Genomic DNA, 24,381 nt, shown 5'->3' with positions numbered 1-24,381 from the left:
CCGAACAAGATCGACACCATCTACGCTCTGGCCTCGTCCTCCAAGCCGTTCACCGGGCTGGCTGTCGTGCAGCTCGTCCAGCAGGTGTGGCCCCCGGCCCCCCGAGAGCCCGTAGGCGGCTCCACACAGCCTCTGCCGGCCGTCCCGGCCGCCCTGCCCGTGTCGCCGCAGCAGGGCCCCGGCACGCCCCTCCCGCGCCGGCAGAGCCCCGATCCGGAACCCGCGGCCCACCAGGTGTCCGGACCTGAGCCGTCGCCTGACGCCCCGCAGGAGGCCCCGCCCGGGTCGCGGCGGGCCGCCGCCCCTGGAGGCCGCAAGAAGCGCACGGTCCTGGTCGCCGTGGCCGCCGTCATCGTGTCGCTGGTCACCATGGGCGCCCAGTCGTACGACGGCTACCTCTTCTACGAGAAGACCACCACGAAGGAGACCAAGGAGACCGTCGTCTCCGCCGGCCAGGCGGCCAAGGTGAAGAACATCGAGTGGCGGGCCACGGTCACCCGCATCGAGATGCCCGACAACCTCCCGTACGGCCCCGAGGTGACCGCGCTGAGGGTGGACATCACCAAGAAGATCCTCGACGCGGGCAGCGTCACCAAAACCGGCATGTTCACCGAGGCCAAGCTGGAGGACCGCGCCGGCCGCAGCTGGGTCGTGAGCGTCGATCCGCAGAGCGACCGGCCGACGGACCGGCTGGAGGTCGGCAAGGAGTACAAGATCCTGGCCGCGGCGGTGGTGCCGACCGCGGTGGCGGACGAGGTCGAGCTGTCCTTCAGGCCGAGCAACTACCGTTCGGACACGCCCACGGAGGACCTCTTCAAGCGGGACACCGTGGCCAAGCTCGAGGCCGACGTCGACGTCCTGAGGTTCAGGCGGCGCTGAGCGGTCGCGGCCGGCGACCGCCCGTGGGTCGCCGGCTCAGACGTCGTCGAACGGCTCGCCCCTGAGCCGTGCTCTGGTGGCCGCGAGGTCGTACGTGGCCGCCAGCAGCGCCATCGTGAGCACGGCCACGACCGTCTCGCGCACGAAGATCAGCGGCGGCCCCTGGAACTGCCACACCCACTCCCGCTCGGTGCCGATGAGCCACCGCAGCCCCCGCTCGGCGTACTCCCCGCCGACCAGCAGGCCCACGTAGCACAGGCACATCATGCCGAACAGCGGGAGGCCGGCCTTGGCCACCATCCGCAGGGAGTTGGCCAGCGGCAGCCAGCGGTCCCTGATCCCGCCGGTGAGCTGGTCGAACGACTTCTGGGTGAGGTCGTGGGTGCCCTCCAGCCGGTCCACCCCCCGCTCCAGGCGGGTGCCCTTGACCAGGGCGCGGGTCTCGTCGGAGTACGAGCCGAAGACGAGCATCGCCACGGTGAGCCAGGCCAGCGGGACGGCCACGGCGTCGAGGAAGAACGGCCAGGCGTCGCCGAGGAAGCCGGTGACGGATTCCCACAGCGGCACGTTCTTCTGCGCCTCGGCCCAGAGCTCCTCCGTGCCGGCCACCACGTTGCGGTGCTCGACCCAGTCGGTGCGCGCGGTGCCGATGTAGAGGGTGGCGTTCAGGCCGTAGAAGACGAAGGCGAACTCCGAGAAGGCCGCGCAGAAGCCGTAGAACTTGCCGCTGCCCTCGGTCTTCTCCAGGAGCTTGGCGAAGAGCAGCTTCAGCCCGAACATGACGGCCATCGCCCCCAGCGACACCCGCCAGTCGAGGTCCGTGAGTCCCCGGCCGACCTGGGACTGCTCCCCGAAGAAGGACGCCGACGTCTGGTCGTAGATGTGGTGGAACAGGTCCATCTGGTAGACGTCCCTGGCGTCCTCCGTCTGGAAGCCCCACGCCAGGTAGAGCACGGCGAAGGCCGGGGCCACCCGGTCGAGCACCCGGAAGAAGCGCTCGTCCTGCATGCCCTCCTCGGTCTTCGCGCGCATCTCCCACAGGGCGTTGCGCAGGGAGTACAGCATGCCGGCGGTGACCGTCATCACCGACAGAATGATCAACGTGAGCAGCGTCATCACGAGGACCAGGCGGACCTGCCGGAAGTCGCCGTAGGCGACCTCGGTGGCGGCGTAGAGCAGGACGAAGCGGGTCAGCTGACCGGCGGCGTACCAGAGGATCAGAGGCAGGGCGCACTTCCCCGCCAGCCGTAGGGCGTGCAGGGGCAGCGAATACGGCGACGGCATCCCCTGAGCCGGCGTAGGCCCAGGTCGGGGAGGTGCCGCCACACCTGTCGAACCGGACATCTGCAGAATCGTATCGGTCTGTCACACATGTCGCAGCAGCAACCCCGGAAAGCGCGATGCTCGGCATGCCAGTGCGGGTGTGGTCCCTGGGCAGTGACAAAAGAATTATCGGCGGGGAAATGGCGGTCCCGCAGCGGGGCGCGTGCCATTGCTCTATGGAGCCACGGCCCGCACTCGACGCCGATCCCCACGTCGTGGGAGATCGCCTCCGGCGGCTGCGGCACGAGCGCGGCGTGTCTCTGTCGGAGCTCGCCAAGCGCGCGGGCATCGACAGGGAGACCCTGTCGGACGTCGAGACCGGCAAGGTCAACGCGACGGCGGAGACGCTCTGGGCGATCACCGCGCAGCTCGGGGTGCCGATCGGGGCGATACTCGACGCGCCGCGCGAGCCGCAGATCATGCGGGGCAGGGCGATGGAGGCGGAGCTGCTGGAGGTGTTCGAGGACGACCGGATCACGTACGAGCTCTACCGGGTCACCGTCCCGCCGGGCCTCACCCAGACCTCACCCGCCCACCACGAGGGCGTGAGCGAGCACGTCACGGTCTTCACGGGCACGCTCAGCGCGGGCCCCATGCGCGAACCGCTCACCGCCGGGCCGGGCGACCACATCTCGTGGATCTCCGACGTGCCGCACGGCTACCGCGCGCACGGCCCCGACGTCGTACGCGCCACGCTCCTCATGCGCTACCCGATCAAACCCTAGGCATTGGCGGGCCTGCACGTGCGGCACGGCCGGTAGCCGGCGGCCCTGGCCTGGGCGATGGTGCGGAAGCCGTGCCGGTGCCGCGGCGTGATGCGCCGCGCGTTGTGGCAGGTCGGGAAGCACACCACGCCCGTGGTGTCGCTGGCCAGGTAGAACACCCGGTCCCCCGCCAGCTCCCGTACCCGCTCCAGGTCGGCGCCCTCGGCCAGCAGCAGCCGTTCCTTGGCCGCCGGGCCGAAGACGTAGTCCCCCGCGACGCCGTCCGACCGGGTGACGCGGTGGCACGGGATCAGCAGCGGCACGGGGTTGCGGCCGAGCGCCGTGCCCACCGCGCGCACCGCCCTGGGCCGGCCGATCCGCTCCGCGATCCACGAGTACGGCCTGACCTCGCCGCGCGGGATCGTACGGACCGTCTCCAGCACGTCGCGCTGGAAGTCGCTCACCTCGCGCAGGTCCAGCCGCAGCCGGCCCAGGCGCCCCGTGCGCAGCGCGGGCAGCAGCCCGGCGGGCGGGCGTTCGGCGGGCAGCAGCGGGCGGGCGAAGCGCCCCCTGAACGCCTCGGCGAACCCGTCGCCCGGGCGCACGTAGGCCACGCCCTGGTCGGTGAACGCGACCCGTAGCTCCCCGATCGGGCTCGGGACGCCTACCCAGCGGGCCGCGATCCGGTCGAGCAGTCCCTCGGGCGCGTCGGCGGCCAGCGCCGACAGCCCGGCCAGCAGTGGATCGTGGGTCATCGGGCACCTCCCAGTGCGCGCAGCCGCCGCAGTCCCCGCGACACGTGCGACTTGACCGTGCCCTGGGGGATCCTGAGCACGGTGGCGATCTCGCTGACCGGCAGGTCGACGACGTGCCTGAGCACGACCGCGACCCGCTGCTCCTCGGGCAGCAGGCCGAGGAGCTCGGCCAGCTCGTCGCCGGTCTCGCGGCGTACCGCGGCATCCTCGACGTCCTGGCCGAGGTCGACTTCCTCGATCGGCTGGTCCCGCAGCTCCGGTGGTGGCTTGCGGGACCTGGTCCTGGCGCAGTTGCGCCAGATGTTCATCAGGATCGTCATCAGCCAGGCTCTCGGCTGGAGCGTGGCGATGCGGTCGCGCTCGTATCCGGCCAGCGCCCTGTACGCACGCAGGAACGCCTCCGCGGTGAGATCCTCGGCGTCGGCCCAACGCCCGCTCAGCCGCAGCGCGGTCGAGAAGACCAGGCCGCGGTAGGCGCCGTACAGCTCGGCGAACCCCTCGTCGAGGTCGTCGAGCAGCGCCTTGCGCACCGGGTCGGGACAGTCGGTTTCTCTCACGTTGGTACAACACCGCCGCACCCGGATCCGTTGCACCGAAAAGACCCGCGTCCGGATCGGACGCGGGTCTTTACCTCAGCAGCCTCAGACGGCGACCGCGAGCGAGGAGACCTCGCCCAGCTTCGCCTCGACCTTGATGTCCCTGGTGACGCCGCCGCCCGCGATGATGCGGACGGTCCAGTCGCCGGGGGCGGCGAAGAAGCGGAAGACGCCCTCGTCGGACACCACGACTTCGCCGGTGAACTCGCCGGAGTGGTCGAGCAGACGCGCGTACGCCGTGCCGGCGCCGGTCACCACGCCCTGGATCACGGCCTGGGTGGACAGGTCGATCCCGGCGGGCAGAGTGATCGTCTGCTCCGGCGCTCCGCAACCCTGTGCAGCAGTCATCAGCGGGCCTCCCCCAGCTCGATCGGCACGCCCACGAGCGAGCCGTACTCGGTCCACGAACCGTCGTAGTTCTTCACGTTGTCCTGCTCGAGCAGCTCGTGCAGCACGAACCAGGTGTGCGCCGAACGCTCGCCGATGCGGCAGTAGGCGATGGTGTCCTTGCCGAAGTCGACCCCGGCCTCGCCGTAGAGCGTGCGCAGGTCGTCGTCGGACTTGAACGTGCCGTCGTCGTTGGCGGCCTTGGACCACGGGATGTTGCGGGCGGTGGGCACGTGGCCGGCGCGCTGCGCCTGCTCCTGCGGGAGGTGCGCGGGAGCGAGCAGCTTGCCGGTGAACTCGTCGGGCGAGCGCACGTCGACCAGGTTGAGCTTGCTGATGGCGCCGACCACGTCGTCGCGGAAGGCGCGGATCTTGGTGTCCTGCTCCTGCGCCACGTACTGCGTCTTGGCCCGCTCCGGCACGTCCCGAACCAGCTCGCGGGAGTCGAGCTCCCACTTCTTGCGCCCGCCGTCGAGCAGCTTGACGTTCGAGTGGCCGTAGAGCTTGAAGTACCAGTACGCGTAGGCGGCGAACCAGTTGTTGTTGCCGCCATAGAGCACGACGGTGTCATCGTTGGAGATGCCGCGGTCGGACAGCAGGGCCTCGAAACCGGTCTTGTCCACGAAGTCGCGGCGCACCGGGTCCTGCAGGTCCTGCCGCCAGTCGACCTTCACGGCGCCACGGATGTGGCCCTTGTCGTAAGCGCTGACGTCTTCGTCGACCTCGACGAGGACGACTCCGGGAGTGTCGAGGTTGGCCTCGACCCAGTCGGCGTCCACCAGGGCGGCGGAGCGGCTCATTTGGAAACCTCCATTTTGGCGGCGGGCAGTAGACGGCGAATGAGCAGGTACATTTCGCAGCCAAGGCAGAATCCGAAGGCTGCGTTGAGGAAGGCGGCGAGGAGAGCCGCCGCCGTGGCCACGAGGGCCAGCGGCGTGATCCCGGTGAGATATCCGACCAGGCCCGCGATCGCGAAGACCAACCCCACCGCCTGCGCGAACCGCGGCGGGCGGGCGTCCTCGGTCTCCTTCGGGGCGCTCTTGACGAGCGCCTTGAAGAGCATCGTGTACGGCGAGCGCGCCACGACTCCGAGTGCGAAGACCATCGCCTGGACGGCGAGAAGCCAGGCACTCCCCGTCACCAGGACGAGGGCGAGGACCAGGGTGGTGATGGCCGCGCCGAAGCGCAGCGCTCTAGGATCGGCACGCATCGCGGGATGCTCCTGAAGGGTCGACGGGGCGGACCGGATGTCCGCGGGATCGTCCTCAGGCAGCGCGACAGAGCGCGGTGGTCACGCGGCAGAAATCAACCGCGCGCCGCTTCGTCAGCAGCTCTGTCGTTGGGTACATGCTGAAGACACTACTCGGCGTCTCGTCATCTGTCACATCTCGTCCGGTTGGTGAGACGATTCGTGAGACGACGGCGGCGACACGGCCGCGGCGAGGGCCGCCAGGACGTCCGCCTTCCGGGGCTGGCCGGAGGCCCTTTTCACGATCTTTCCGGTGGTGTCGAGCACGAGGACCGTCGGCGTGCGCATGATGTCCAGCCGCCGTACGAGATCGAGCCGGGACTCGGCGTCGACCTCGACGTGGGTCACCCCCGGCACGATCCCGCTGACGTCGGCCAGGATCCTTCTGGTCGCCCGGCACGGCTGGCAGAACGCGGTCGAGAACTGCACCAGCGTCGCCCGCTCGCCCAGACCGGCGCCGAGGTCGGCCTCGGACAGCCGGTCGCCACCCGTGTCACGCACCTGTCCGTCGCGGCGCAGGCGAACCACCCCGATCACAGAGCCGAGCGCCAGAGTCGCCAGCGCCACCCACCAACCAGTCATCACCCGATGCAACCACGCGCACCCGCGTTTACTTCCGCACCGGGATCCTGATCAGCACCTTCTCCTTCTGGTCGACCACGTAGAACGCGGTGATCGCGGACATGGGCAGTGTCGTCGACCGCTTGAAGACGGCCTTGTCCTGGTACGCCTCGCGGCTGATCGTCCAGCTCTCCGTCAGCTCGTGCCGATCTCCGGCCACGACGAGGAGGCTGCAGGTCATGTCGACGGGCACGCCCCGCACGCTCACGTCCAGCTCCGTGCCGCTGCCGCCGGGCCAGACCGACACGGTGGCGGAGTACTTCTCGGCCCTGTTCACGCCGGAGAACTTCAGGCCCTCGGCCATCTTGAACGGCGACGCGGACGGCGCCGCCTTGCCGGGCCGTTTGGCCTGCGGCGTCGGCTCGGCCAGCCGGCTCAGCGGCGCCTGGTCGGACTCCGAGGCCGAGTCCCGCATCGTCTGCGGCTCCTCGGTGGACATGGGAGCCGCCACCCCGGAGGCCACCTCCTGCCTGGTGCCGCTGTTGACGACCGACACGATCGTGCCGCCGACCCCCAGCAACGCGACGGAGGCGGCCGCCACCAGCAGCAGCCGGCCGCGCCTGTTGCGCTTCGCGCTGGCGTTCAGCAGCCGGTCGAGCACCTGCCGCGGCGGGCTTGCCACCAGCTCCACGTCTCGTTCTGACACCTTGCCAAGAAACGAGGCCACGCCTTCGAGGTCGAGCAGCTCGCGGCCGCACTCCTCGCAGGTCGCCAGGTGGTTGTCGATCTCCAGCGCCTCGTCGGGGTCGAGCGCGCCCAGCGCATGTGCGCCCAGGGCGAGCCTTACCTCCTCGCACGTCATCATGGCGCCAACCCCCGCTCCTCGAGGGCCAGTTTGAGCGCCCGCAACGCGTAGTAGGTGCGGGATTTGACCGTGCCCGGCGGTATGCCCAGCGTCGCCGACGCCTCCTTCACCGATCGCCCCCGATAGTAGACCTCCAGCAGCACCTCACGGTGCTCCTGCCTGAGCACGGCCAGCGCCTCGGCCACCGCCCACGACTCGACGGCGCGCTCCAGGTCGTCGTCCGCCGGCATGACGGCCAGCGCCTCGTCCCCGGTCTCCTGCGGTCTGGCCTTCTTGGCCCGATGCTGGTCGACAACAAGGTTCCGGGCCACCGTGAACAGCCACGCGCGCACCGGCCGGCCCGAGAGGGCGTCGGGATGTCGCCAGGCCCGCAACAGGGTCTCCTGCACGACATCCTCCGCCCGCCCGGAATCACCGGTCAGCCGCAGGACGTAGCCGTAGAGTGGCCCGGCATGCTCGTCGAAGAGGGTTCTCACGAGTTCCTCATCCGCGGTGCCGGCTGCGCTCACAGGCCCTCCTTCGTCGGGCCCGTGAGCGCTGCGCTGCTGTGCCGATTGGCTCGCTCGCTGCGCTCTCTCACGTACCTCTTCACGTACGTCGGGCCGGACCGGTTCAGGCTCATCCACGGATCGGCACGTCAGACGCTTCGGCCGAGATCTCCAATCCTTCGGCCACGCTCTTGACCCCGGTCACCTTCACGTCGAAGGGCAGCTTCCCCTTGAACTTGATCGTGTAGGAGACGAGCGACGCGAGCTGGTCGGGCACGCCCTCGATCTTCTCGGCCTGGATCTTGATGCCGCCATCGACCAGCTCGACCCGCATCTCGGCGTTGAACTTCACCTTGTTCACCCCGACCGTCACCTCGCCCGACGCCGTGAGCCGCTCACCGTTGCCGCCGATCTTGACGCCGCTGGGGGCGTACTTGTCGATCGTCGCCCTGGTCAGGGTGCCGGTGATGGCCACGCGCCCGGCCTGGATGTTGGCTCTGTTCTGCAGGACGTCCGCCAGGGGAGCCGTCACGTCGTAGGCGGCGCCCCGGAGGTTCTTGATCGGCACGCCACCGTAGGTGAACGTGCCGAGATTGAACCGTACCTCCGGATAGTGCCCCGAGATGGCCTGCGTGAGAAAAGGGATGCCCTCAATTGTCACGGTCGGCTTGTCGGACAGGTCGGTCGCGGCCGCGATCCGGTTGGAGAGATCGCGTTCCACGCCCGCCACGGCGACCCGGTCGACGGCGACAAGGAGAATGACCAGCACGATCAGGAAAATGATCAGCTTCCGCATGGGGCTCCCTGTCTGTGGCGGGGGTCAAGAGCCTATCGACTGGCCTCACTCATTCCCCCATGGAAGGCCCCATCACCCGCCGGCGAACGGCGGCAGCACCTCCACGGTCGCCCCGTCGGCGAGAACGACCTCGTCATGAGGGCGTTTGCCGACCGGGGAGCCGTCCACGAGGAACGAGCAACGCCTCACCACGCGTGCCAGATCTCCATGGTTTTGTGTGATTTTCGTCATGAGTTCACCAAGAGTGACCGCGTCGAACGGCTCCTCCGCCACTCCGGCCGCCTCCTTCGCCGCAGCCCAATAACGTACCTTTCCCGTGGCCATGGGCACCTCACAATCCCTTTCCGGTCTATTGTGCGTCGCCCTTAACAAGGTTGTTTCGAGAGACGCGCTGTTCATCTGTTGGACGCGCAATGGACGCGACTTACTCGTGGGATATCCTCACCTACGGGACCTGGGCGATGAAGCCCCCGGGTCCTTGCGTGTTTGAGGAGGCCGTAATGAGCAACCTGCTCCTGCTGACCAACGCCCTCGAGCCGTCCGCCGAGGTGCTTCCGGCGCTGGGCCTGCTGCTCCACTCCGTCCGGGTCTCACCAGCGGAGGCGTCCGCCCTGATCGACACGCCTCCGGCCGACGCGGTCCTCGTCGACGCGCGGAAGGAACTCGTGCAGGCCAAGAGCCTGTGCCGGTTGATCCGCACGACCGGCATCGACTGCCCGCTGCTGGTGATCGTCACCGAGGGCGGGCTGGCCGCGATGACGGCCGAGTGGGGTGTGGACGACGTGCTGCTCGACAGCGCGGGCCCGGCCGAGGTGGAGGCGCGCCTGCGCATGGCCACGGGCCGCATCTCGCAGGCCGCGACGGAGGAGGTGCCCGACGAGATCCGCAGCGGCGACCTGTCGATCGACGAGGCCACCTACACCGCGCGGCTGCGCGGCCGGGTGCTCGACCTCACGTTCAAGGAGTTCGAGCTGCTCAAATACCTCGCCCAGCACCCGGGCCGGGTCTTCACCCGCGCCCAGCTGCTGCAGGAGGTCTGGGGTTACGACTACTTCGGCGGCACCAGGACGGTCGACGTCCACGTGCGGCGCCTGCGCGCCAAGCTCGGCACCGAGTACGAATCCCTCATCGGAACGGTCCGCAACGTCGGCTACCGCTTCGTCCCCGACCGGCAGGACACCGCCGCCGTCTGATCGTTGACAGAGGCACCCACCGATATGACACATTGTCGTTGAGGTTGTTTCGCGTCTGTCATACGAGGACACCGCCGTCCCCAGATTGGTGGTGTCGGGGTGGGTCTGTTCCGGTCGTTGGTGGACGAGGGCGCCAGACCCCGCGTCTTCCGGCGTAACGAGACCATTTGCTCGCCGTTGCGGCCCGCCCACCGGATTTACCTCATCGACCACGGCTACGCCCGCGAATACACCCCCGCGGGCGAGCGCGAGGCCATCCACGACCTGCGCGGCGCCGGCGACCTCGTCGGCGAGCTGGCCTTCTGGAACCCGGCCGAGCGCGCCAAGGTGGACGCGCTGACCGAGGTGCGGGCCTGGCCCATCGACATGCGCCGGCTGCGCGAGCACGCCGCCGCCGGCCCGGCCGTGGCCACGGCGCTGGTGCAGGAGCTGTTCGCCAGGAACGTGGCCGCCCGCAGGCACGAGTCGCTGGCCCGCGCCCCCGTCGCCGCCCGGCTGGCGGTGTGGCTGCTGCACCTGGACGAGCGTTACGCGCTGGCCGCGGAGTCCGCGCCGCCGCTGTCCATGGAGACGCTGGCCGACCTCGTGGGCAGCTCCCCCGACGTGGTGCAGCGCCAGCTCACGCAGTGGGTCCAGCGGGGCTGGCTGGTACGGCCCGGCTACCGGCGGCTGCGCATCGCGGACCCGTCCGCGCTGCGCGATGTGGCGGGCGGCTGGGAGCACCTGTCGGAGCCGTGGCAGGGACGGGTGACGCCGTTCCTGACCAGGCCGGGGGCGCTCGCGGAGCCGCTGCCCCTCGGCGAGGTGCCGAAGCCGCGCCAGCTCCCCGCCGACGTGTCCGACTTCACCGGCCGCCAGCAGAGCCTGGACCTGCTCACCGCCTGGCTGGAGCGGCCCAGGCGGACGAACACCATGATCGTGCAGGGCCTGCCGGGCGTGGGCAAGACCGCGCTGGTGACGCACTGGGGGCACCTGCACGCCGGCCGGTTCCCCGACGGCCAGATCGTGATCGACCTGCGCGGGCAGTCGCCGAGCCAGCCGCCGATGACCCCGGCCGAGGCGCTCGGGCAGATCCTGCGCTCGCTCGGGGTCGGCGAGCACATGCCCGCCGACGACGAGGCCGAGCTGACGCTGCTCTACCGCAGCAGGATCGCCGGGCGCAGGCTGCTGCTCATCCTCGACAACGCCGCCGACCCGGCGCAGGTGCGGGCGCTGCTGCCGGGCGGCAAGGACTGCGTGGTGCTGGTGACCAGCCGCACGCGGATGGCGCCGCTGCGGGCCACCGGGCACGCCGACCTCATGGACCTGCCGGTGCTCGACCCCGGCAACGCGGTGGCGCTGCTGGTGGCCGTGCTCGGGGAGCACTCCCCGCGGGCCGCCGACCGGGACGCGCTGGCCGAGCTGGCCCGGGTGTGCTCGTACCACCCGTTCGCGCTGCGGATCTCGGCGGCCAAGCTGGCCGAGAGCCCCGGGCTGAGCGTGCAGGAGCGGGTCCAGGAGCTGCGCAGGCCGGGCACGCTCCTGGTGGGCGATCCGGAGGAGGCGTTCAGGTCTGCGCTCGACCTGGCGTACGAGTCGCTGAGCCCGGGGCAGCGGCGGGCGTTCCGGCACGTGGGGCTGCTGCCGGGCCGGGACTTCACGCCCGAGGTGCTGGCCGCCGCGCTCGGCGCCCCGGTCAGCGAGGCCGTGGTGGCGGTGGAGGGGCTGCACCGGGCGTATCTCGTCGAGCCGCTGGCCGGGCCGCGCTACCGGGTGCACGACCTGGTCAAGCGGCTGGCCAGAGAGCTGGGCCGGCACGCCGAGGCAGGCGTGCGGGAGGCCAGGGCGCGGTTGCTCGACCACTACCTGGCGGTGGCGACCGACCCCGCGACGGCGCCCGAGTGGTTCGAGGCCGAGCGGCGCTCGCTGGTCTCGGCCGTGCGGCTGGCCGAGGAGAGCGGCGCCCAGGGGATGGCGTGGCGGCTGGCCGAGGCCGTGTTCGAGCCGTTCAGGAAGCTGCGGTACAACGAGATCAACCTGGAGATCCAGCAGGCCGGGCTGACCTCGGCGATGCAGGTGAGCAACCGGCGGGCGATCGCGCGCATGCGCAGCAACCTGGGCTCGATCCACCGGGACATCGGGCCCTCGACGCTCGCGGCCAGGTTCATCGGGGAGGCGCTGGAGGAGTTCGCCTCGCTCGGCGACGCCGAGGGACGGGCCCGCGCGCTCAACGACCTGGCCGAGGTGCACGGCATCGCGGGCCACAACGAGGAGGCCCTGCGGTGCGCGGACGAGGCGCTCGACCTCTACCGCGAGATCGGCGACCTGGCCGGGGTGGCGAGCTGCCTGCACACGCTCTCGCGGCTGCACCTGTCCCAGGAGCGCTACGAACTGGCGTTGCAGCACGCGGGCCAGGCCCTGGAGGTACGCGAGGAGCTCGGCGACCGCAGGGGCACGGCGCAGAGCCTGATCATCCTGGCCACGGTGCAGCGGGACCTGGGCGAGCCGAACGCGGCGCTGTCCGAGGGCCTGGAGGCGCTGTCGATCTGCCACGAGCTGGGCGACGAGCACGCCGAGGCCGAGACGCTGCTCTGCCTGGCCGAGATCTACGACCTGCTGCGGCTGCCGCACGACGCGCAGCGGGACGCCGAGCGGGCCCTGGCCGGGTACACGGCGACGGGCGACCAGCACGGCTGCGGGCGCGCCCTGTGCGCGCTCGGCCGGATCGCGCGCAACGGCTCCCGGTACGACGAGGCCCTCGCCTACTACGAGCAGGCGCTGGCCGTGCAGGTGGAGCTCCACCACGAGCAGGGCAAGGCGGAGACGCTCGGGGACATCGGGCTGGTGCACTGGCGGCTGTCCGACTACCTGCGGGCCGACGACTACCTCAACCAGGCGCTGACGATCAGCCGGGTGATCCGGGACGAGCCGGTGGAGGCCCGCATGCTCAACCGGCTCGCCAGGGTGCGGCGGCGGCAGGGGCTGCCGCACGTGGCGTTCGTGTACGCGCTCGAAGCCCTGGACATCGTGCAGGGCCTGGGCAACCGGCGGGCCGAGGCGGACGTGCAGGAGACGCTGGCGAACACGTACCTGTCGCTGGGGCAGCACCAGCCCGCGCTGCGGGCGGCCAAGTCGTCACTGGCGATCAGGGAGGAGCTGCGGGACAACCGGGCCAGCGCGCTGCTGTCGATGGCGCAGGCGCTGCACACGGCGGGCGAGCCGCAGGAGGCGCTGAAGCTCGCGTGGGAGACGGTCGAGCTGCAGAACGAGACCGGCACGAAGGACCGGTGGGCGGCGGCGCTCACGACGCTGGCCATGGTGCTGCTGGACCTCGGTCTGGCCGGGGAGGCGCTGGTCCACGCGCGCCAGGCCAGGGACGTCCATCTGGAGTGCGGGACCAGGCGGGACCTGGGGTGCGCGCTGCGGGCGCTGGGGCTGATCTCGGCCAGGCTGGGGAACCGGGGCCCGGCCGGCGGCTATCTGCGGGAGGCGCTGCGGCTGCTGGAGGAGGTGGGGGACGTCTTCGAGGTACGGCGGGTGTCGGAGGACCTCCGCGAGCTGGGGACCAGCCCCACGTCCTGAAATATCGCTAAAAGTCGTGAAATCTCGGATGTGAGGTCGCAGATCTTCTCGGGAAATTTCCGTTAGCTGGTGCTACCAGCTACTCCAACGGGGGTGATCCGGATGCTCAAGAACCATCTGCGTCGAGACCTTCAGTGGCTCAAACGCCAGGCGCGCAAGGACCGGCGGATCACTGTTGTCCTGCTCACCGGCGTGCCGGCCGCCTGGGTCCGCCAGCTCCCGCCGTCGGACCTCCTGGGCGGCTCCCCGATCCTGCTGGCCCTCTCCCTGGGGCTGCTCGGCGGATCGGGGGCGGCCTGGCTGATGTCGGCGTACTTCGTCACCAGGACCCTCAAGGCGCGCAGGGAGCCCGCGGAGGAGCTCCGGTGGATCTCCAGGATCAGCCGGGGCAAGGAGTGGGCCTTCTGCTCGCTGAGCGCCTACGTGGCCTGGCACCTGCTGCAGTTCGTCACCGCGGTGGTGCTGGGCTGACCTGGACGACGGCGGGGCGCCACCCTCGGAATGGGGCCGGGTGGCGCCCCGCCGTCACGCCCGGCCCAGCCGGGCCTCCTCCAGCGCCTTGACGTGGATGCTCGTGTCCGCGAGCACGAACTGCACGATCTCCGCCGTGTCCAGCTCGGCCAGGCCGAGGTCGACGTCGGCGTGGGCGTCGCACCAGTCCACGATCGGGCCGGGGCTGGCGAGCGGACCGGCGAAGTGGACGAGGCTGACGTACCAGCGGTCGCGTACGCGTCCGTGCTCCAGGTCCCGCACCCCGCGCGAGGCCATCGCGGCCGCGAACCGCTCCCACAGCCTGACCAGCGTGTCGTCCTCCGGATGGCCGCAGACCAGGACGCCGCCGGGATGCGGGCTCACGCCCGCCAGCCGCACCCGCGCGGCCGGGACCCCCTTGGCCGCCTCGGCCAGCGCGTCCCGGTAGACCGCGCGGAGCGGGTCGCCGGCCGGGATCCGGTCGCGGTAGGGCTCCAGGGACCTGAGGGTTACGTGCAGGGTCCGTCTACCGTGCACCCAGTGCCCCGGCGCCTCGATGGTCCCGGCCAGCGCCGCCAGCCGGTCCAGCACCTCGCCCGAGGGGCGGAGCACGGCCGCCGCTCCCCACCGCCTCGCGCCCTCCACCATGGGACTGTCGTGGGTCGCCCGGCCCGCCAGCAGAGCCGCCCGCCCCTCGATCCGGAAGTCGGCGAAATCGGACATCCGTGCAGTATGCCTGATCACGCCATACCGGCGCGGATAGACGAGGGCCTGTACGGGCAGTGGCAGGTGGACGGGGAGGGAGGTGGGGCACGTGTCCGGCGATCTGGTCGTTCCCGACGCCGCTCTTGGAGTGGTGGTGTTCGCGCACGGCAGCGGCAGCAGCCGGCTCAGCCCGCGCAACCGCTACGTGGCCGGGGCGCTCAACAAGGCGGGGCTGGGCACGCTGCTGTTCGACCTGCTCACGCCCCAGGAGGAGGCCGACAGGGCGAACGTCTTCGACATCGCGCTCCTGGCCGAGCGGCTGCTGGAACGTACGCGACGGCTGCGCGAGGAGGAGGACGTGGCGGGGCTGCCCATCGGCTACTTCGGGGCCAGCACCGGCGCGGCGGCGGCGCTGTGGGCGGCGGCCGAGCCGGACAACGCGATCTCCGCGATCGTCTCGCGCGGCGGGCGGCCCGACCTGGCGGGGCCTCGGCTCGCGGCGGTACGCGCGCCCACGCTGCTCATCGTGGGCGGCCGGGATCCGATCGTGGTGAAGCTGAACGAGGAGGCCCAGCAGCGTCTGAGCGCCGAGAGCCGCATCACCGTCGTGCCCGGGGCCACCCACCTGTTCGAGGAGCCCGGGGCGCTGGAGACCGTGGCCGAGCACGCCAGAAACTGGTTCACGACCCATTTCAGGAGTCCCGCATGAGGTTCAGGTGGTCGACCGTCTGTCTGGAGGCGCTCGACGGGTCGGCGCTGGCCGCCTTCTACCGCGAGCTGCTCGACTGGCGGGTCAAGGACGAGGAGCCCGACTGGGTGCTGCTCGCCGCGCCGGAAGGCGGCCCCGGGCTGGCCTTCCAGAGCGACCCCGGCTTCGTCCGCCCGGCCTGGCCCGCGCCGCCCGGCGGGCAGCAGATGATGATGCACCTGGACATCGAGGTCGACGATCTCGAGGCGAGCAGCGCCCGCGCCGTCGAGCTGGGTGCGACCGTGGCCGATTTCCAGCCACAGGATGACGTACGCGTGCATTTCGACCCGGCAGGGCACCCGTTCTGCCTCTGGGTGAGCGGGTAGCGCCGGATCAACACGTTGCGGAAGCGGTCAATTACGTTGCCGTGATCCACTGTTTGTGAAAGCGTCGAAAGATGGTCGAGGTCGCGCCGGTTCTTGAGCTGTCCGGCCTCGCCTGGCAGGCGCACGGCACGCGCCGCGCCCTCGCGCCCGATCCCCTGACCGTCGGCCCCGGCCGCACCGCCGTGGTGGTGGCCGCCGACTGCGCCGAGGCCGACGCGTTCACCGACGTCCTGATCGGCCTGGAGATGCCCGACGACGGCCAGATCCGCATCCACGGCCAGGAGATCACCATGCGGCTGCCCGCCGAGCGCGAGATCGGGCTGGTCCCGGCCGGGGCGGGCCTGCTGCCGCACCTGACCGTCGAGCAGAACCTCGCGCTGACCGCCCGCGACGACCAGGCGTCCCCGCCCATCCGCGGCATGGTCGCGTACATGGCCAAGAAGACCGACATCCAGGGCTTCCTGCGGTCGCGGCCGCACGAGCTGGCCCACGACGAGCGGCTGCACGTGGCGCTGGCGCGGGCCCTGTGCCGGCGGACGGCGGTCAAGGTGATGGTGGTCGAGGACCGCACGGGCTGCGGGCCCTGCCACGCGGCCGTGAGCGCGGCGCTGGGCACCGACCCGAGCCTGGCCGTGCTGGTCGTCACCGACGACCGGACCAGGGTGGCCAGCCTCGCCTCCCCCTCGCGCTTCTGGGAGATCGCCGATGCCCCTGACCCGTAGAGCGTTACTGGCCGCGTTGCCGGCGGCGGCCCTGGCCGGCTGCGCCCGCGAGCGGCCGCTGCAGGTGGCGGTGGTGTGGAGCGGCGACGAGCTGCGGCGCTTCCTCGGCGTGGTCAAGGAGTACGGGCGCCCGGTCCACGTCTTCTCGGCGGGCGACAACATCGCCGCCGTGCTGCGCGGGCCCGCGGAGGAGGTCGTCCCCGACGTGGCCGTGATCCCGAGGCTGGGCCTGCTCTTCGATCCGATGATCCGGCCGCGCATCCGGCCGTGGACGGGAGACCACCGGCAGCAGGAGTTCTGGCGCGGGCTCGTGACGCCGCCCGGGAGCCACGAGGAGCTGGGCGCCTGGTTCAAGCTCGCGCACAAGTCGCTCGTCTGGCACCGGGCCGGGGAGTACACGCCGCCCGCCGACCTGACCTCGTGGCAGCCCACCCCGGGCAGCCTGGCGATCGGGGCGGCCGACGGGTGGGTGCTCAGCGACTGGTTCGAGAACGTGCTGCTCGCCTTCGCCCCCGAGGTCTACGGCGGCCTCTTCCCGCCCGGCCTGCCGGGCAACCCCGATTGGTGGAGCGCGCCGCAGGTCGCGGACGCGCTGGAGCTGCTCGGCACGATCTGGCGCGGCGCGTTCACCCCCGAGCAGGCCCGGCGGGCGCTCACCATGCAGTTCCACGACTCGATCTTCGACGTCTTCGCCTACCGCACCGCGGGCGTGGTGGCCGCGCCGGACTTCGCCCTGCCGGTCATCGAGCACTACGGCGGCAAGGGCGTCGCGGCGCACTTCCGCTTCCCCGCCTACGGGAGCAACCTGCCCCCGCTGGTCGTCGGCGGCGACGTGGCGGTGGCGATGCGGGCCGGACCGGCGCACGCGATCGACTTCGTCAACTGGCTGACCAGGCCGCGGGCGAGCGGCGAGCGCGACGCGCTGACCGGCTGGATCGCCGACGGCGGCTTCCTGACGCCGTTCACGCCGCCCTCCCACCAGCTGCTGCGCGGCCCCGCCCAGGAGCTGAACGCCGCCGTGAACGCCCACTACGACCTGTCCGACCGGCTCATCGGCGGCCTGGAGGGCGGCGACGGGCGGGGGCTGTGGCGGGTGTTCACCGAGCTGTTCACCGACGTCGCCGTCAACGCGGTCGATCCCGCCACGGCCGCCGGCGCCGCCCGCGACAAGCTGGTCGCGGGCAGCAAGGAGGGGGCCCTGTGAGCCGGCGGAACGCCTTCCTGTTCGAGGCCGCCTCGCACCACGACGCCAGGATCCCGCTGGTCGGGCACGGGATCGGCCGCCTGCGCGCCTCGCTCTACCTCCTCCTGGCGGTCCTGCTGTCGGCGGGCGTCATCCTGGTCCCGCTCTGCGCGACGGTCGTGCTCAGCCTCTCCGCCGGGCCGGGCGCGTACGACGTGCTGCTCGACGGCCGGGTGCTCCAGTCGCTCGGCAACTCGTTCATGTGGCTGGTGCTGGCCGTGGTCGTGTGCGCCGTCGGGCTCGGCCTGGCCTGGCTGGCCAGGAACGCGGGCCCGGTGCTCGGCGGCGTGCTGCGCTTCCTGCTGGTGCTGCCGGCCGCGGTGTCCCCGCTCACCACGGGCGCGATCTTCCGGCTGATGTTCGACACCAACCCGCGCCGCGGCCTGGTCAACGCCCTGTTCGGCACGGAGGTGGCCTTCCTCGGCCCCGTGTGGATCTGGGTGGTGTTCGGGCTGGCGCTGGTCTGGCAGTGGGCCGGGGTCGCGTTCCTGGTCTTCCACGAGGCGCTGGCCCGGCTGCCCACCAACCTGCTGCGGATGGCCAGGGCGTTCGGCGTCGGGCGGCGGCGCAGGCTCTGGTCCGTCGTGGTCCCGGCGCTCGCCGGGCCGGCCGCGCTGGCGTACCTGTTCGCGCTGGCGGCGGCGGCCCGGGTGTTCGACGTCGTGCTGATGGGGGCGCCCGGCTCGATGCAGGCCGAGATCGAGGGCGGCGGGCTGTTCTGGTGGCGGCACCACGGCGACCTGGGCGACACGCGGGCCTCCGCGCTCTCCGTGGGGCTGTCGGTCCTCGTGGCCGTGATGGCGGTGCCCGCCCTGTTCGGGCTGCGCGGGCGGGTGACCTGGGCCGAGCCGGTGGTCCCGCCGCCGCCCAGGAAGGGCTGGCGGATCTGGCTGCTGTGCGCGGCCGTGTCGGTGCTCTGGGTGCTGCCGTTCCTGGTGCTCGTGCTGACCTCGCTGCGCGACCCGGTCGCCGCGGCGCTGTCCGGGTGGTGGGGCGGCGGTCCCTGGACGCTGGGCTCGTACACGGAGGCGCTGGCCGACGGCGGGTTCGCGGGCGCGCTCGGCACCACGTTCCTGCGGGCCGTCGTGGTGGTGTGCCTGGTGCTGCTGGCCGCCGTGCCGGCCGCGTACGTGCTGGCGCACGAGCACCTGCTGCCGCGCCGGGCCTGGCGGCCGGTGCTGCTGGTCGCGGTGGCCCTGGCCGTGCTGCCGCCGCAGGCGTTCGCGGTGCCGCTGCAGCGCTGGCTCAGCCCGGTCGTCGGCACCGCTCCGGCGCTGGCCATCGTGCACGCGGCGCTGGTGATCCCGCTCGCGGTGCTGGTGCTGTACAACGCGTTCGTCCGCGTGCCGGCTCCCATGCTGGCGCGGGACCGGTGGGAGCTGTTCCACGTCGTACGTGAGGCGCGCCCGGCCCTGGTGCTGGCCGCGGTCCTGGCCTTCGTCCTGGTGTGGAACGACACGGTCGTCGGGCTGCTGCTCAACTGGCCGTCGGGCGACCACCTGCCGCTGATCCTGCTGGAGCAGGCCCGCCACTTCATGAGCGCCGCCGGGCCGCTGGCGGCGCAGTCGGTGATCGCGACCGCGGTGCCCGTGCTGCTGGTGGTCGTCACCGGGCGCTGGCTGTACCGGGGGCTGACGCGAGGAGTGCGCCGATGACGGATATCTCGCGAAAGGACCGGCTGCGCTTCCGCCTGTCCCAGCTCTCCCGGCAGGCCGGGGCGCACCTGCCCGAGCTGGGGCTCGGCGGGCTGCTGACCGCGGGCGGCACGGTCCTGCTGCTGCAGGAGAAGCTGATCGAGCGGGTGACGGAGTGGCTGCCCGTCTGGCTGCTCGTCATCCTGATCGTCTCGCTGCCGGTCGTGGCCGGCTGGCTCACCCATTTCGTACGCAGCCGCCGCAAGGCCCCACCCCAGACGATCTTCCAACGCCTGCCCTTCCCCGACAGGATCGACGGGCTCGTCGGCAGGGACGCCGAGGTCCAGCAGGTCAAGGAGCGCGCGAAGGAGCGCGGGATCGTCGTCGTGCAGGGCGCGATGGGCATGGGCACGTCCTCGGTGGCGACCCTGGCCACGTGGGACCTGACCGCGGACGCCCGCAAACAGCGCTACGCCGACCTGCGCGGCCCCGACCGGGACCACGCGGAGACGCCGCTGAGCGTGGCCCAGCGGGTCCTGCGCACCCTCGACCGGCCGCCCGGCGCGATCCAGGAGCCGGAGGACGCCACCGCGCAGGTGATCGACGCGCTCACCGGCACGGACCGGGTGCTCCTGCTGGACAACGTCAGCACCTGGAGCCAGATCGCCTGGCTCCCGCCCCGGGTGCCGGGCGCGCACATCGTGGTGGCGGGCACGTTCACCGACGAGCTGCCGCAGCACATCGAGCCGATCCAGCTCGGCCCGCTCGCGCCCGCGGCCGGGCAGTCGCTGCTGGCCCGCCACATCGGCGACGAGCGCGTCACCCGCGACCCGAAGGCGCTCGGGCTGCTGGTGGACGCCTGCCTGGGCAGCCCGCTGGAGATCGTCAGGATCGGCCGCTGGCTGGCCCGCAACCCCGGCGTCGCGCTCCAGTCCCTGGTCGACGACCTGCGAAACCTGTCCGTCGTCAAGACCCTCGACTTCGTGCTCAACCTCAGCATCAGGCAGCTCAGGCCGACGGCCAAGCAGCTGTTCGTCCTGCTGGCGGGCCTGCCGATCGCCGAGGTGGACCACCGGGCGGCCGCCGCGCTGCTCGGCGTGCCCTCCGCCGCCGACGCGATCGGGGAGCTGGCCGACCTGGGACTGGTGGAGAACGTACGGATGACGCGCGTCAGGGTGACCGGCGCGTTCCCCAGCGGCACGCCCGGGCCGCCTCCTTCGCCGAAGGACGCCGCGGCCTGGCGCCGGCTGGTCGAGCACTTCGCCGACGAGGCCGACTCGTTCGCCGCCCTGTTACCCGGCGAGGAGGCCCGCGCCTGGTTCGCGATCGAGGACAGGGTGCTGCTGGAGGTGCTGGCGCACGGGAGCCCCGCGCCCAAGACGGCCCGGGCGCTGGCGCGCATCGCGGACGGGCTGGAGACCTGGTTCCGGCTCGAACAGCGGCACGAGGACCGGCTGCGGGCCGCGGAGGCGCTGGCCGAGGCGGCCAAGGCGCTGCGCGACGAGCACGTGCAGGCCACGGCCGAACTGCGCCAGTGCGCGATCCTGCTCACCTGGGGCGACCCGACCACGGCCCGCCAGCACTTCAACCGGGCGGCCAGGCTGCGGGTCAGGGTGGAGTCCTGGCCCGCCGAGCTGCACCTGGAGCACGCGGCCATCCTCCTGGCCGCCGGCGACGAGTTCACCGCCGTCGAGTCGGCGCTCGTACGGTACGGCCAGGCGCTGTCCGGCGGCGACCTGGCCGGGCACTCGCTCCGGCTGATCAACGTGGCCGCGCTGCTCCTGCGCCAGGGGCAGACGCTCGACGGCGACGGGCGCGACCCCGAGGCGCGCCGCCTGTACGCCGACGCCCGCGCCGTGCTGTTCGAGTCGCTCGACCTGGCCACGCGGGCCGACGACGACGGCGCGGCGGCGCACGCGCAGGAGCTGCTCGCGCTCGCGCACCACTACCTGGGGCTGCGCTTCGACGCGAGGTCCAACCTGAAGGAGGCCGAGCGGCTCTACGCGGAGACCGCTGACGAGATCGGGCGGGCCCGCTGCCTCGTGCAGCGGGCCGGGGTGCTGCTGGAGGAGCCCGATCACCGTCCCGAGGAGGTCGTCGCGCTGCTGGCGGAGGCCGAGCCGCGGCTGCCCCCGACGGGGGTGAGCACGGCGCTGGCCCACCTCCACCTGGCCCGGCTGCGGGCCGGGAGCGCCGCCGAGCACCGCGACGCGGGGCTGGCGGCGCTCTCCCCCTGGGACGGGATCGCGGAGCCGCGGCAGGTCCGCGAGCTGCGCGCGAGCCTGTCGGAGCTGTGAGCTCACACCGGGATCGTGGCCAGACTCCTGCCGTCGAAGGTCTCGACCGTGAAGTGGTTCAGCTCGGACTCCGGGAGGCTGGTGCCGCCGTGCAGCAGCAGGGGGTCGGGGGCTCCGGGCACGCCGTACCCCTTGTCGGGCACGCCCCAGCTCGCCACCACCTCGGAGCGGCCGTCGTTGCCCACCGCCAGGAGGCGGCACTGCAGCGGGCCCTTGACGCCCTTGAGCTCCAGCGCGACGTGGCTGCCCCAGCCCTTGTCCTCCAGCCCGACGAGAGCGGACACGCCGGTGCTCTTGTCGGTGGCGGAGTAGGTGTGGCCGGTCATGAGGAGCGCGCGGGCCGGGCTGTGGACGCTGTCGGGGTTGGGGCCGCTGGTGACCGAGCTGACGGCGAGGAAGACACCGGCCGCGACGAGCACGCAGGCGGCCGCGGACATGAACGTGCGGTGCAGGCTCCGGCGGCGGCGTTCGGTGGCGGCGCGGCGCACCAGGAGTGATTCGACCTCGGGGTCGGGCGGGCTGGGCAGGAGGTCGTCCGGGTGGACGGTCTTGATCAGCTCCCCCATCGCGGCGAACGCCCCGGCCTCCTCCGCGCAGCTCGGGCAGCCCCTCAGATGGCGCTCGAAATCGGCCTTCTCCTCCCCGCGGAGCAGGCCGAGCGCGTACGCGGCCACGTCTTCGTGACGCACCTCGGTCATGAGAGCGTCACCCCTCTTGCTGCGTGACGCACCTCCAACACGAGCGCGTCACCCCCCTTTTCGCGGTGGCTTCCGTAGTGACGCGCCTCCCTCGTCATGGCAACGTCACCCCCCTTTCGGTGTGGCTCTCATCGTGACGCGCCTCCCACGTCATGGCAGCGTCACCCCCCTTTCCTCCAGCGCCACGCGTAACGCGCGCATGGCGTAGTACACGCGGGACTTCACGGTGCCCACCGGCACCCCGATGATCTCCGCCGCCTCCTGGACCGTGCGGTCCAGGAGGAACGTCTCCGTGAGCACCTGCCGATGGGCCGGTGAGAGCGACATCATCGCGTCGGTCACGACGATCTCGCGTAACAGCTGCTCGTCCTCCGCGGCCACCGAGTTGAGGCGTTCCGGGACGTCCTCGACGGTGTCGAGCGGGCGCGAGCCGGAGCGGCGCCGGTTGTCGATGACCACGCGGCGGGCGACGGTCGCCAGCCAGGGCATCAGGGAGCCGGAGTCGGTACGCAGGTCGGGGAGGTTGCGCCAGGCGCGTACCAGGGTCTCCTGCACGACGTCCTCGGCCCAGCGCCGATCACCACCCGTCAGCCGGACGGCGAAGGCCATCAGGGGGGCGCCGTATTCGCGGTACAGGGCTCGGACCATGGCCTCGTCGGTCACGCGGTGATTCACCCGCGACTCCTCGCGCTGCGGATACCAGGGAATATCCCGCCGATATTGGAATCATCACTCTAGCCACGGAGGGGGCCAGATGCTGGCAGTTTCCCCTTCTCACCGCTTCGCTGGATTTACCGCCTAAATCATGCTTTGCCCACCTGCGGCGACCCCGCAGACCGACGACTCAGTGATCTTCCGGCTCGGCGGTGAACAGCTCGTAGCTGTGGCCGTTGGGGTCGCGCACGTACACGCCGCGGCCGCCCGCCAGATGGTTGATCTCGCGGTCCCAGCCGTTCATCGGGCCGGAGCCGTAGTCGATCGCCGGGTCCCTCTCGAGCCGCTCCATGAGCGCGTCGAAGGTGTCGTCGTCCACCAGGAAGGCGTAGTGGCCGGACTGGGGCGCGCGGCGGTCGTCGAAGTCGAGCGTGAGGTCGTCGTTGACGCTGACGGGCGCGAACGGCCCGGCGGGCGGGCCGACCCGCAGCCCCAGCAGGCCGGCGAAGAACGCCGCAGCCGCCTCGCGGTCGGCGGCGGGGACGATCAGGTGGTTCATGACGATGGCCATGACGGCATCCCTTTCGGAGGCAATGTATGTGAAACGCACATAATCATACGTGCGTATCGCATGCAACCTGTCGTAGGGTTGGGACATGAGCGAGGAGGCCGACGGCGGACCGGCGCTGTTCCACCTGGTGCGCTTCTGGTCCCGCCGGTGGGCCGGGCGGGCGTCGGAAGAGCTGACCGGGGAGCAGCGTCACGTGCAGCACATCCTGGTGGTGGAGGCCGTGCACACGAACGCGCGCGCCGGCGGAGAGGCGCCCGAGCCGCCCACGGTCGGCACCGTGGCACACCAGCTCGGCCTCGACCATTCGGGCGCCAGCCGCATGGTCAGGGACGCCGTCGAGGCGGGCTATCTCGCCCGCGACACCTCCGAGCGTGACCGGCGCCGCGCCTCTCTGCGGCTCACGGACAGCGGGCACGCGCTGCTGGCCGGGGCCAGGCAGTGGCAGCGCCGGGCCTTCGAGGAGCTGACCTCGTCCTGGGACGAGCGCGACCGGCGGCGGTTCGCGACCTACCTGAGCCGGCTGGCCGACGACCTCGGCGCCTGATCCCCGGCCCCCGGCGGTCTCAGGCTCCGCCCGTCTCCGTCAGCCGGTCGAGCCTGAGGCCGAGGTCGATCATCTCGCAGCGCAGCGAGTCGATCTTCCCGAGCAGGTCCGAATGAATGGCCCTGTAGTTCTCGGTCATCTGCACGCGGACCCCGGCGACCTCCACGATCAGAGCCTCGAAGTCCTGGCTCACCTCGGTGCGGATGTCCGCCATCTCGGCCCTCAGCTCGGCCACGCCGATCGACACCTGCGCGACGAGGGCCGGCAGCTCGGACCGGTAGGGGCCGGCCTGGGCGGGGATGATGTCGTCGTGCCGGGCGTTGGAGCGCAGGGCCGCTTCGAGAGCTTCCACCCGGAGCTTCAGGTCGAGGATCTCCGCCTCTACGTTCACGCACACCTACCTTCGCTGCG

At 71.6% G+C, this 24,381-nt stretch carries 27 protein-coding genes and 1 pseudogene; 12 read left to right on the top strand and 16 right to left on the bottom strand.

Annotation, left to right across the window (positions count from 1 at the left end):
* A pseudogene (locus tag ACWDX9_RS25000) lies at positions 1-879 on the top strand (hypothetical protein); the annotation flags it as partial.
* Between the two features lie 36 nt (positions 880-915).
* Here ACWDX9_RS25000 and ACWDX9_RS24995 read toward each other — a convergent pair.
* Positions 916-2,163: a hypothetical protein gene (locus tag ACWDX9_RS24995; RefSeq protein ID WP_449957787.1), complete on the bottom strand. Its 1,248-nt coding sequence runs from the start codon at positions 2,161-2,163 to the stop codon at positions 916-918.
* Positions 2,164-2,378: 215 nt separating this feature from the next.
* On the opposite strand from ACWDX9_RS24995, the gene ACWDX9_RS24990 reads away from it, so the two are divergent.
* Positions 2,379-2,927: a helix-turn-helix domain-containing protein gene (locus tag ACWDX9_RS24990; protein ID WP_449957786.1), complete on the top strand. Its 549-nt coding sequence runs from the start codon at positions 2,379-2,381 to the stop codon at positions 2,925-2,927.
* On the opposite strand, the gene ACWDX9_RS24985 is transcribed toward ACWDX9_RS24990, so the two are convergent.
* The 10 genes from ACWDX9_RS24985 to ACWDX9_RS24940 all read right to left on the bottom strand — a co-directional run bounded on the left by ACWDX9_RS24985 (position 2,924) and on the right by ACWDX9_RS24940 (position 8,927).
* Positions 2,924-3,661 (bottom strand): methylated-DNA--[protein]-cysteine S-methyltransferase, encoded by a 738-nt coding sequence (locus tag ACWDX9_RS24985; RefSeq protein WP_449957784.1) that lies wholly within the window; start codon positions 3,659-3,661, stop codon positions 2,924-2,926. The two genes, ACWDX9_RS24990 and ACWDX9_RS24985, sit on opposite strands and share 4 nt — an antisense overlap.
* Complete coding sequence (locus ACWDX9_RS24980; RefSeq protein WP_449957783.1) at positions 3,658-4,218, bottom strand: RNA polymerase sigma factor; 561 nt, start codon at positions 4,216-4,218, stop codon at positions 3,658-3,660. The genes ACWDX9_RS24985 and ACWDX9_RS24980 overlap by 4 nt, the downstream gene beginning before the upstream one ends.
* An 84-nt stretch (positions 4,219-4,302) precedes the next feature.
* Positions 4,303-4,605 carry a DUF1416 domain-containing protein gene (locus tag ACWDX9_RS24975; RefSeq protein WP_185070393.1) on the bottom strand — a complete coding sequence of 101 codons (303 nt, stop codon included), beginning with the start codon at positions 4,603-4,605 and terminating at the stop codon, positions 4,303-4,305.
* Positions 4,605-5,444: a sulfurtransferase gene (locus ACWDX9_RS24970; RefSeq protein ID WP_350733191.1), complete on the bottom strand. Its 840-nt coding sequence runs from the start codon at positions 5,442-5,444 to the stop codon at positions 4,605-4,607. The genes ACWDX9_RS24975 and ACWDX9_RS24970 overlap by 1 nt, the downstream gene beginning before the upstream one ends.
* Positions 5,441-5,854 carry a DUF4395 domain-containing protein gene (locus ACWDX9_RS24965; protein WP_449957781.1) on the bottom strand — a complete coding sequence of 138 codons (414 nt, stop codon included), beginning with the start codon at positions 5,852-5,854 and terminating at the stop codon, positions 5,441-5,443. Before ACWDX9_RS24965 ends, ACWDX9_RS24970 begins: the two co-directional genes overlap by 4 nt.
* A gap of 171 nt (positions 5,855-6,025) precedes the next feature.
* The gene (locus ACWDX9_RS24960; RefSeq protein WP_449957779.1) at positions 6,026-6,475 is read right to left on the bottom strand and encodes a thioredoxin family protein; all 450 of its coding nucleotides are present in this window, start codon (positions 6,473-6,475) and stop codon (positions 6,026-6,028) included.
* Between the two features lie 28 nt (positions 6,476-6,503).
* Complete coding sequence (locus tag ACWDX9_RS24955; protein ID WP_449957777.1) at positions 6,504-7,319, bottom strand: anti-sigma factor family protein; 816 nt, start codon at positions 7,317-7,319, stop codon at positions 6,504-6,506.
* A complete protein-coding gene (locus tag ACWDX9_RS24950; protein WP_350733182.1) occupies positions 7,316-7,828 on the bottom strand; it encodes a sigma-70 family RNA polymerase sigma factor in 513 nt (170 codons plus the stop codon). The genes ACWDX9_RS24955 and ACWDX9_RS24950 overlap by 4 nt, the downstream gene beginning before the upstream one ends.
* Positions 7,829-7,937: 109 nt before the next feature.
* Positions 7,938-8,603, bottom strand: a complete 666-nt coding sequence (locus tag ACWDX9_RS24945; RefSeq protein ID WP_449957775.1) for an LmeA family phospholipid-binding protein — start codon at positions 8,601-8,603, stop codon at positions 7,938-7,940.
* Positions 8,604-8,675: 72 nt separating this feature from the next.
* Positions 8,676-8,927: a MoaD/ThiS family protein gene (locus ACWDX9_RS24940; RefSeq protein ID WP_350733178.1), complete on the bottom strand. Its 252-nt coding sequence runs from the start codon at positions 8,925-8,927 to the stop codon at positions 8,676-8,678.
* A gap of 176 nt (positions 8,928-9,103) precedes the next feature.
* Between ACWDX9_RS24940 and ACWDX9_RS24935 the strand changes: the two genes are divergently transcribed.
* From ACWDX9_RS24935 to ACWDX9_RS24925, 3 genes are all read left to right on the top strand, one after another.
* Positions 9,104-9,796 (top strand): response regulator transcription factor, encoded by a 693-nt coding sequence (locus ACWDX9_RS24935; protein WP_185070386.1) that lies wholly within the window; start codon positions 9,104-9,106, stop codon positions 9,794-9,796.
* Positions 9,797-9,895: 99 nt separating this feature from the next.
* Positions 9,896-13,357, top strand: coding sequence for a tetratricopeptide repeat protein (locus ACWDX9_RS24930; RefSeq protein ID WP_449957773.1), 3,462 nt, complete (start codon positions 9,896-9,898; stop codon positions 13,355-13,357).
* 102 nt (positions 13,358-13,459) lie between these two features.
* Positions 13,460-13,828, top strand: a complete 369-nt coding sequence (locus tag ACWDX9_RS24925; protein WP_350733174.1) for a hypothetical protein — start codon at positions 13,460-13,462, stop codon at positions 13,826-13,828.
* A gap of 54 nt (positions 13,829-13,882) precedes the next feature.
* Here ACWDX9_RS24925 and ACWDX9_RS24920 read toward each other — a convergent pair whose 3' ends face one another.
* Positions 13,883-14,551 (bottom strand): 2'-5' RNA ligase family protein, encoded by a 669-nt coding sequence (locus ACWDX9_RS24920; RefSeq protein WP_449957771.1) that lies wholly within the window; start codon positions 14,549-14,551, stop codon positions 13,883-13,885.
* Between the two features lie 91 nt (positions 14,552-14,642).
* On the opposite strand from ACWDX9_RS24920, the gene ACWDX9_RS24915 reads away from it, so the two are divergent.
* The 6 genes from ACWDX9_RS24915 (at position 14,643) to ACWDX9_RS24890 (ending at position 21,503) form a co-directional block, all read left to right on the top strand.
* Positions 14,643-15,242: a dienelactone hydrolase family protein gene (locus ACWDX9_RS24915; protein WP_449957769.1), complete on the top strand. Its 600-nt coding sequence runs from the start codon at positions 14,643-14,645 to the stop codon at positions 15,240-15,242.
* Positions 15,239-15,607: a VOC family protein gene (locus ACWDX9_RS24910; RefSeq protein ID WP_449957767.1), complete on the top strand. Its 369-nt coding sequence runs from the start codon at positions 15,239-15,241 to the stop codon at positions 15,605-15,607. The genes ACWDX9_RS24915 and ACWDX9_RS24910 overlap by 4 nt, the downstream gene beginning before the upstream one ends.
* A 71-nt stretch (positions 15,608-15,678) precedes the next feature.
* Positions 15,679-16,329, top strand: a complete 651-nt coding sequence (locus ACWDX9_RS24905; protein WP_449957765.1) for an ATP-binding cassette domain-containing protein — start codon at positions 15,679-15,681, stop codon at positions 16,327-16,329.
* Positions 16,313-17,533, top strand: coding sequence for a hypothetical protein (locus ACWDX9_RS24900; protein ID WP_449957763.1), 1,221 nt, complete (start codon positions 16,313-16,315; stop codon positions 17,531-17,533). Before ACWDX9_RS24905 ends, ACWDX9_RS24900 begins: the two co-directional genes overlap by 17 nt.
* Positions 17,530-19,227 (top strand): ABC transporter permease subunit, encoded by a 1,698-nt coding sequence (locus ACWDX9_RS24895; protein ID WP_449957761.1) that lies wholly within the window; start codon positions 17,530-17,532, stop codon positions 19,225-19,227. The genes ACWDX9_RS24900 and ACWDX9_RS24895 overlap by 4 nt, the downstream gene beginning before the upstream one ends.
* Positions 19,224-21,503 (top strand): hypothetical protein, encoded by a 2,280-nt coding sequence (locus tag ACWDX9_RS24890; protein ID WP_449957759.1) that lies wholly within the window; start codon positions 19,224-19,226, stop codon positions 21,501-21,503. The genes ACWDX9_RS24895 and ACWDX9_RS24890 overlap by 4 nt, the downstream gene beginning before the upstream one ends.
* Before the next feature lie 2 nt (positions 21,504-21,505).
* Here the strand turns inward: ACWDX9_RS24890 and ACWDX9_RS24885 are convergent, their stop codons facing one another.
* The 3 genes from ACWDX9_RS24885 to ACWDX9_RS24875 all read right to left on the bottom strand — a co-directional run bounded on the left by ACWDX9_RS24885 (position 21,506) and on the right by ACWDX9_RS24875 (position 23,426).
* Positions 21,506-22,201: an anti-sigma factor gene (locus tag ACWDX9_RS24885; protein WP_350733161.1), complete on the bottom strand. Its 696-nt coding sequence runs from the start codon at positions 22,199-22,201 to the stop codon at positions 21,506-21,508.
* 150 nt (positions 22,202-22,351) lie between these two features.
* Complete coding sequence (locus ACWDX9_RS24880) at positions 22,352-22,876, bottom strand: sigma-70 family RNA polymerase sigma factor (RefSeq protein ID WP_350733159.1); 525 nt, start codon at positions 22,874-22,876, stop codon at positions 22,352-22,354.
* Between the two features lie 169 nt (positions 22,877-23,045).
* Positions 23,046-23,426, bottom strand: a complete 381-nt coding sequence (locus ACWDX9_RS24875) for a VOC family protein (RefSeq protein WP_363962039.1) — start codon at positions 23,424-23,426, stop codon at positions 23,046-23,048.
* 85 nt (positions 23,427-23,511) lie between these two features.
* Here ACWDX9_RS24875 and ACWDX9_RS24870 point away from each other — a divergent pair, with 85 nt between their 5' ends.
* Positions 23,512-23,970, top strand: a complete 459-nt coding sequence (locus ACWDX9_RS24870) for a MarR family winged helix-turn-helix transcriptional regulator (protein WP_449957757.1) — start codon at positions 23,512-23,514, stop codon at positions 23,968-23,970.
* Between the two features lie 19 nt (positions 23,971-23,989).
* Here ACWDX9_RS24870 and ACWDX9_RS24865 read toward each other — a convergent pair whose 3' ends face one another.
* On the bottom strand, positions 23,990-24,361 hold the full coding sequence (locus ACWDX9_RS24865; RefSeq protein ID WP_449957755.1) for a hypothetical protein: 372 nt from the start codon (positions 24,359-24,361) through the stop codon (positions 23,990-23,992).
* Positions 24,362-24,381 lie beyond the last annotated feature (20 nt).

The sequence above is a fragment of the Nonomuraea sp. NPDC003201 genome, from assembly GCF_053590415.1.
This window is presented reverse-complemented; position numbering and strand designations above follow the sequence as displayed.

Coding starts and splice junctions, on each gene's coding strand:
- ACWDX9_RS24995 (WP_449957787.1), bottom strand. CDS start 2,163: ATGCCGTCGCCGTATTCGCTGCCCCTGCACGCCCTACGGCTGGCGGGG.
- ACWDX9_RS24990 (WP_449957786.1), top strand. CDS start 2,379: ATGGAGCCACGGCCCGCACTCGACGCCGATCCCCACGTCGTGGGAGAT.
- ACWDX9_RS24985 (WP_449957784.1), bottom strand. CDS start 3,661: ATGACCCACGATCCACTGCTGGCCGGGCTGTCGGCGCTGGCCGCCGAC.
- ACWDX9_RS24975 (WP_185070393.1), bottom strand. CDS start 4,605: ATGACTGCTGCACAGGGTTGCGGAGCGCCGGAGCAGACGATCACTCTG.
- ACWDX9_RS24970 (WP_350733191.1), bottom strand. CDS start 5,444: ATGAGCCGCTCCGCCGCCCTGGTGGACGCCGACTGGGTCGAGGCCAAC.
- ACWDX9_RS24965 (WP_449957781.1), bottom strand. CDS start 5,854: ATGCGTGCCGATCCTAGAGCGCTGCGCTTCGGCGCGGCCATCACCACC.
- ACWDX9_RS24960 (WP_449957779.1), bottom strand. CDS start 6,475: ATGACTGGTTGGTGGGTGGCGCTGGCGACTCTGGCGCTCGGCTCTGTG.
- ACWDX9_RS24955 (WP_449957777.1), bottom strand. CDS start 7,319: ATGATGACGTGCGAGGAGGTAAGGCTCGCCCTGGGCGCACATGCGCTG.
- ACWDX9_RS24945 (WP_449957775.1), bottom strand. CDS start 8,603: ATGCGGAAGCTGATCATTTTCCTGATCGTGCTGGTCATTCTCCTTGTC.
- ACWDX9_RS24940 (WP_350733178.1), bottom strand. CDS start 8,927: ATGGCCACGGGAAAGGTACGTTATTGGGCTGCGGCGAAGGAGGCGGCC.
- ACWDX9_RS24935 (WP_185070386.1), top strand. CDS start 9,104: ATGAGCAACCTGCTCCTGCTGACCAACGCCCTCGAGCCGTCCGCCGAG.
- ACWDX9_RS24925 (WP_350733174.1), top strand. CDS start 13,460: ATGCTCAAGAACCATCTGCGTCGAGACCTTCAGTGGCTCAAACGCCAG.
- ACWDX9_RS24920 (WP_449957771.1), bottom strand. CDS start 14,551: ATGTCCGATTTCGCCGACTTCCGGATCGAGGGGCGGGCGGCTCTGCTG.
- ACWDX9_RS24910 (WP_449957767.1), top strand. CDS start 15,239: ATGAGGTTCAGGTGGTCGACCGTCTGTCTGGAGGCGCTCGACGGGTCG.
- ACWDX9_RS24905 (WP_449957765.1), top strand. CDS start 15,679: ATGGTCGAGGTCGCGCCGGTTCTTGAGCTGTCCGGCCTCGCCTGGCAG.
- ACWDX9_RS24900 (WP_449957763.1), top strand. CDS start 16,313: ATGCCCCTGACCCGTAGAGCGTTACTGGCCGCGTTGCCGGCGGCGGCC.
- ACWDX9_RS24890 (WP_449957759.1), top strand. CDS start 19,224: ATGACGGATATCTCGCGAAAGGACCGGCTGCGCTTCCGCCTGTCCCAG.
- ACWDX9_RS24885 (WP_350733161.1), bottom strand. CDS start 22,201: ATGACCGAGGTGCGTCACGAAGACGTGGCCGCGTACGCGCTCGGCCTG.
- ACWDX9_RS24875 (WP_363962039.1), bottom strand. CDS start 23,426: ATGGCCATCGTCATGAACCACCTGATCGTCCCCGCCGCCGACCGCGAG.
- ACWDX9_RS24870 (WP_449957757.1), top strand. CDS start 23,512: ATGAGCGAGGAGGCCGACGGCGGACCGGCGCTGTTCCACCTGGTGCGC.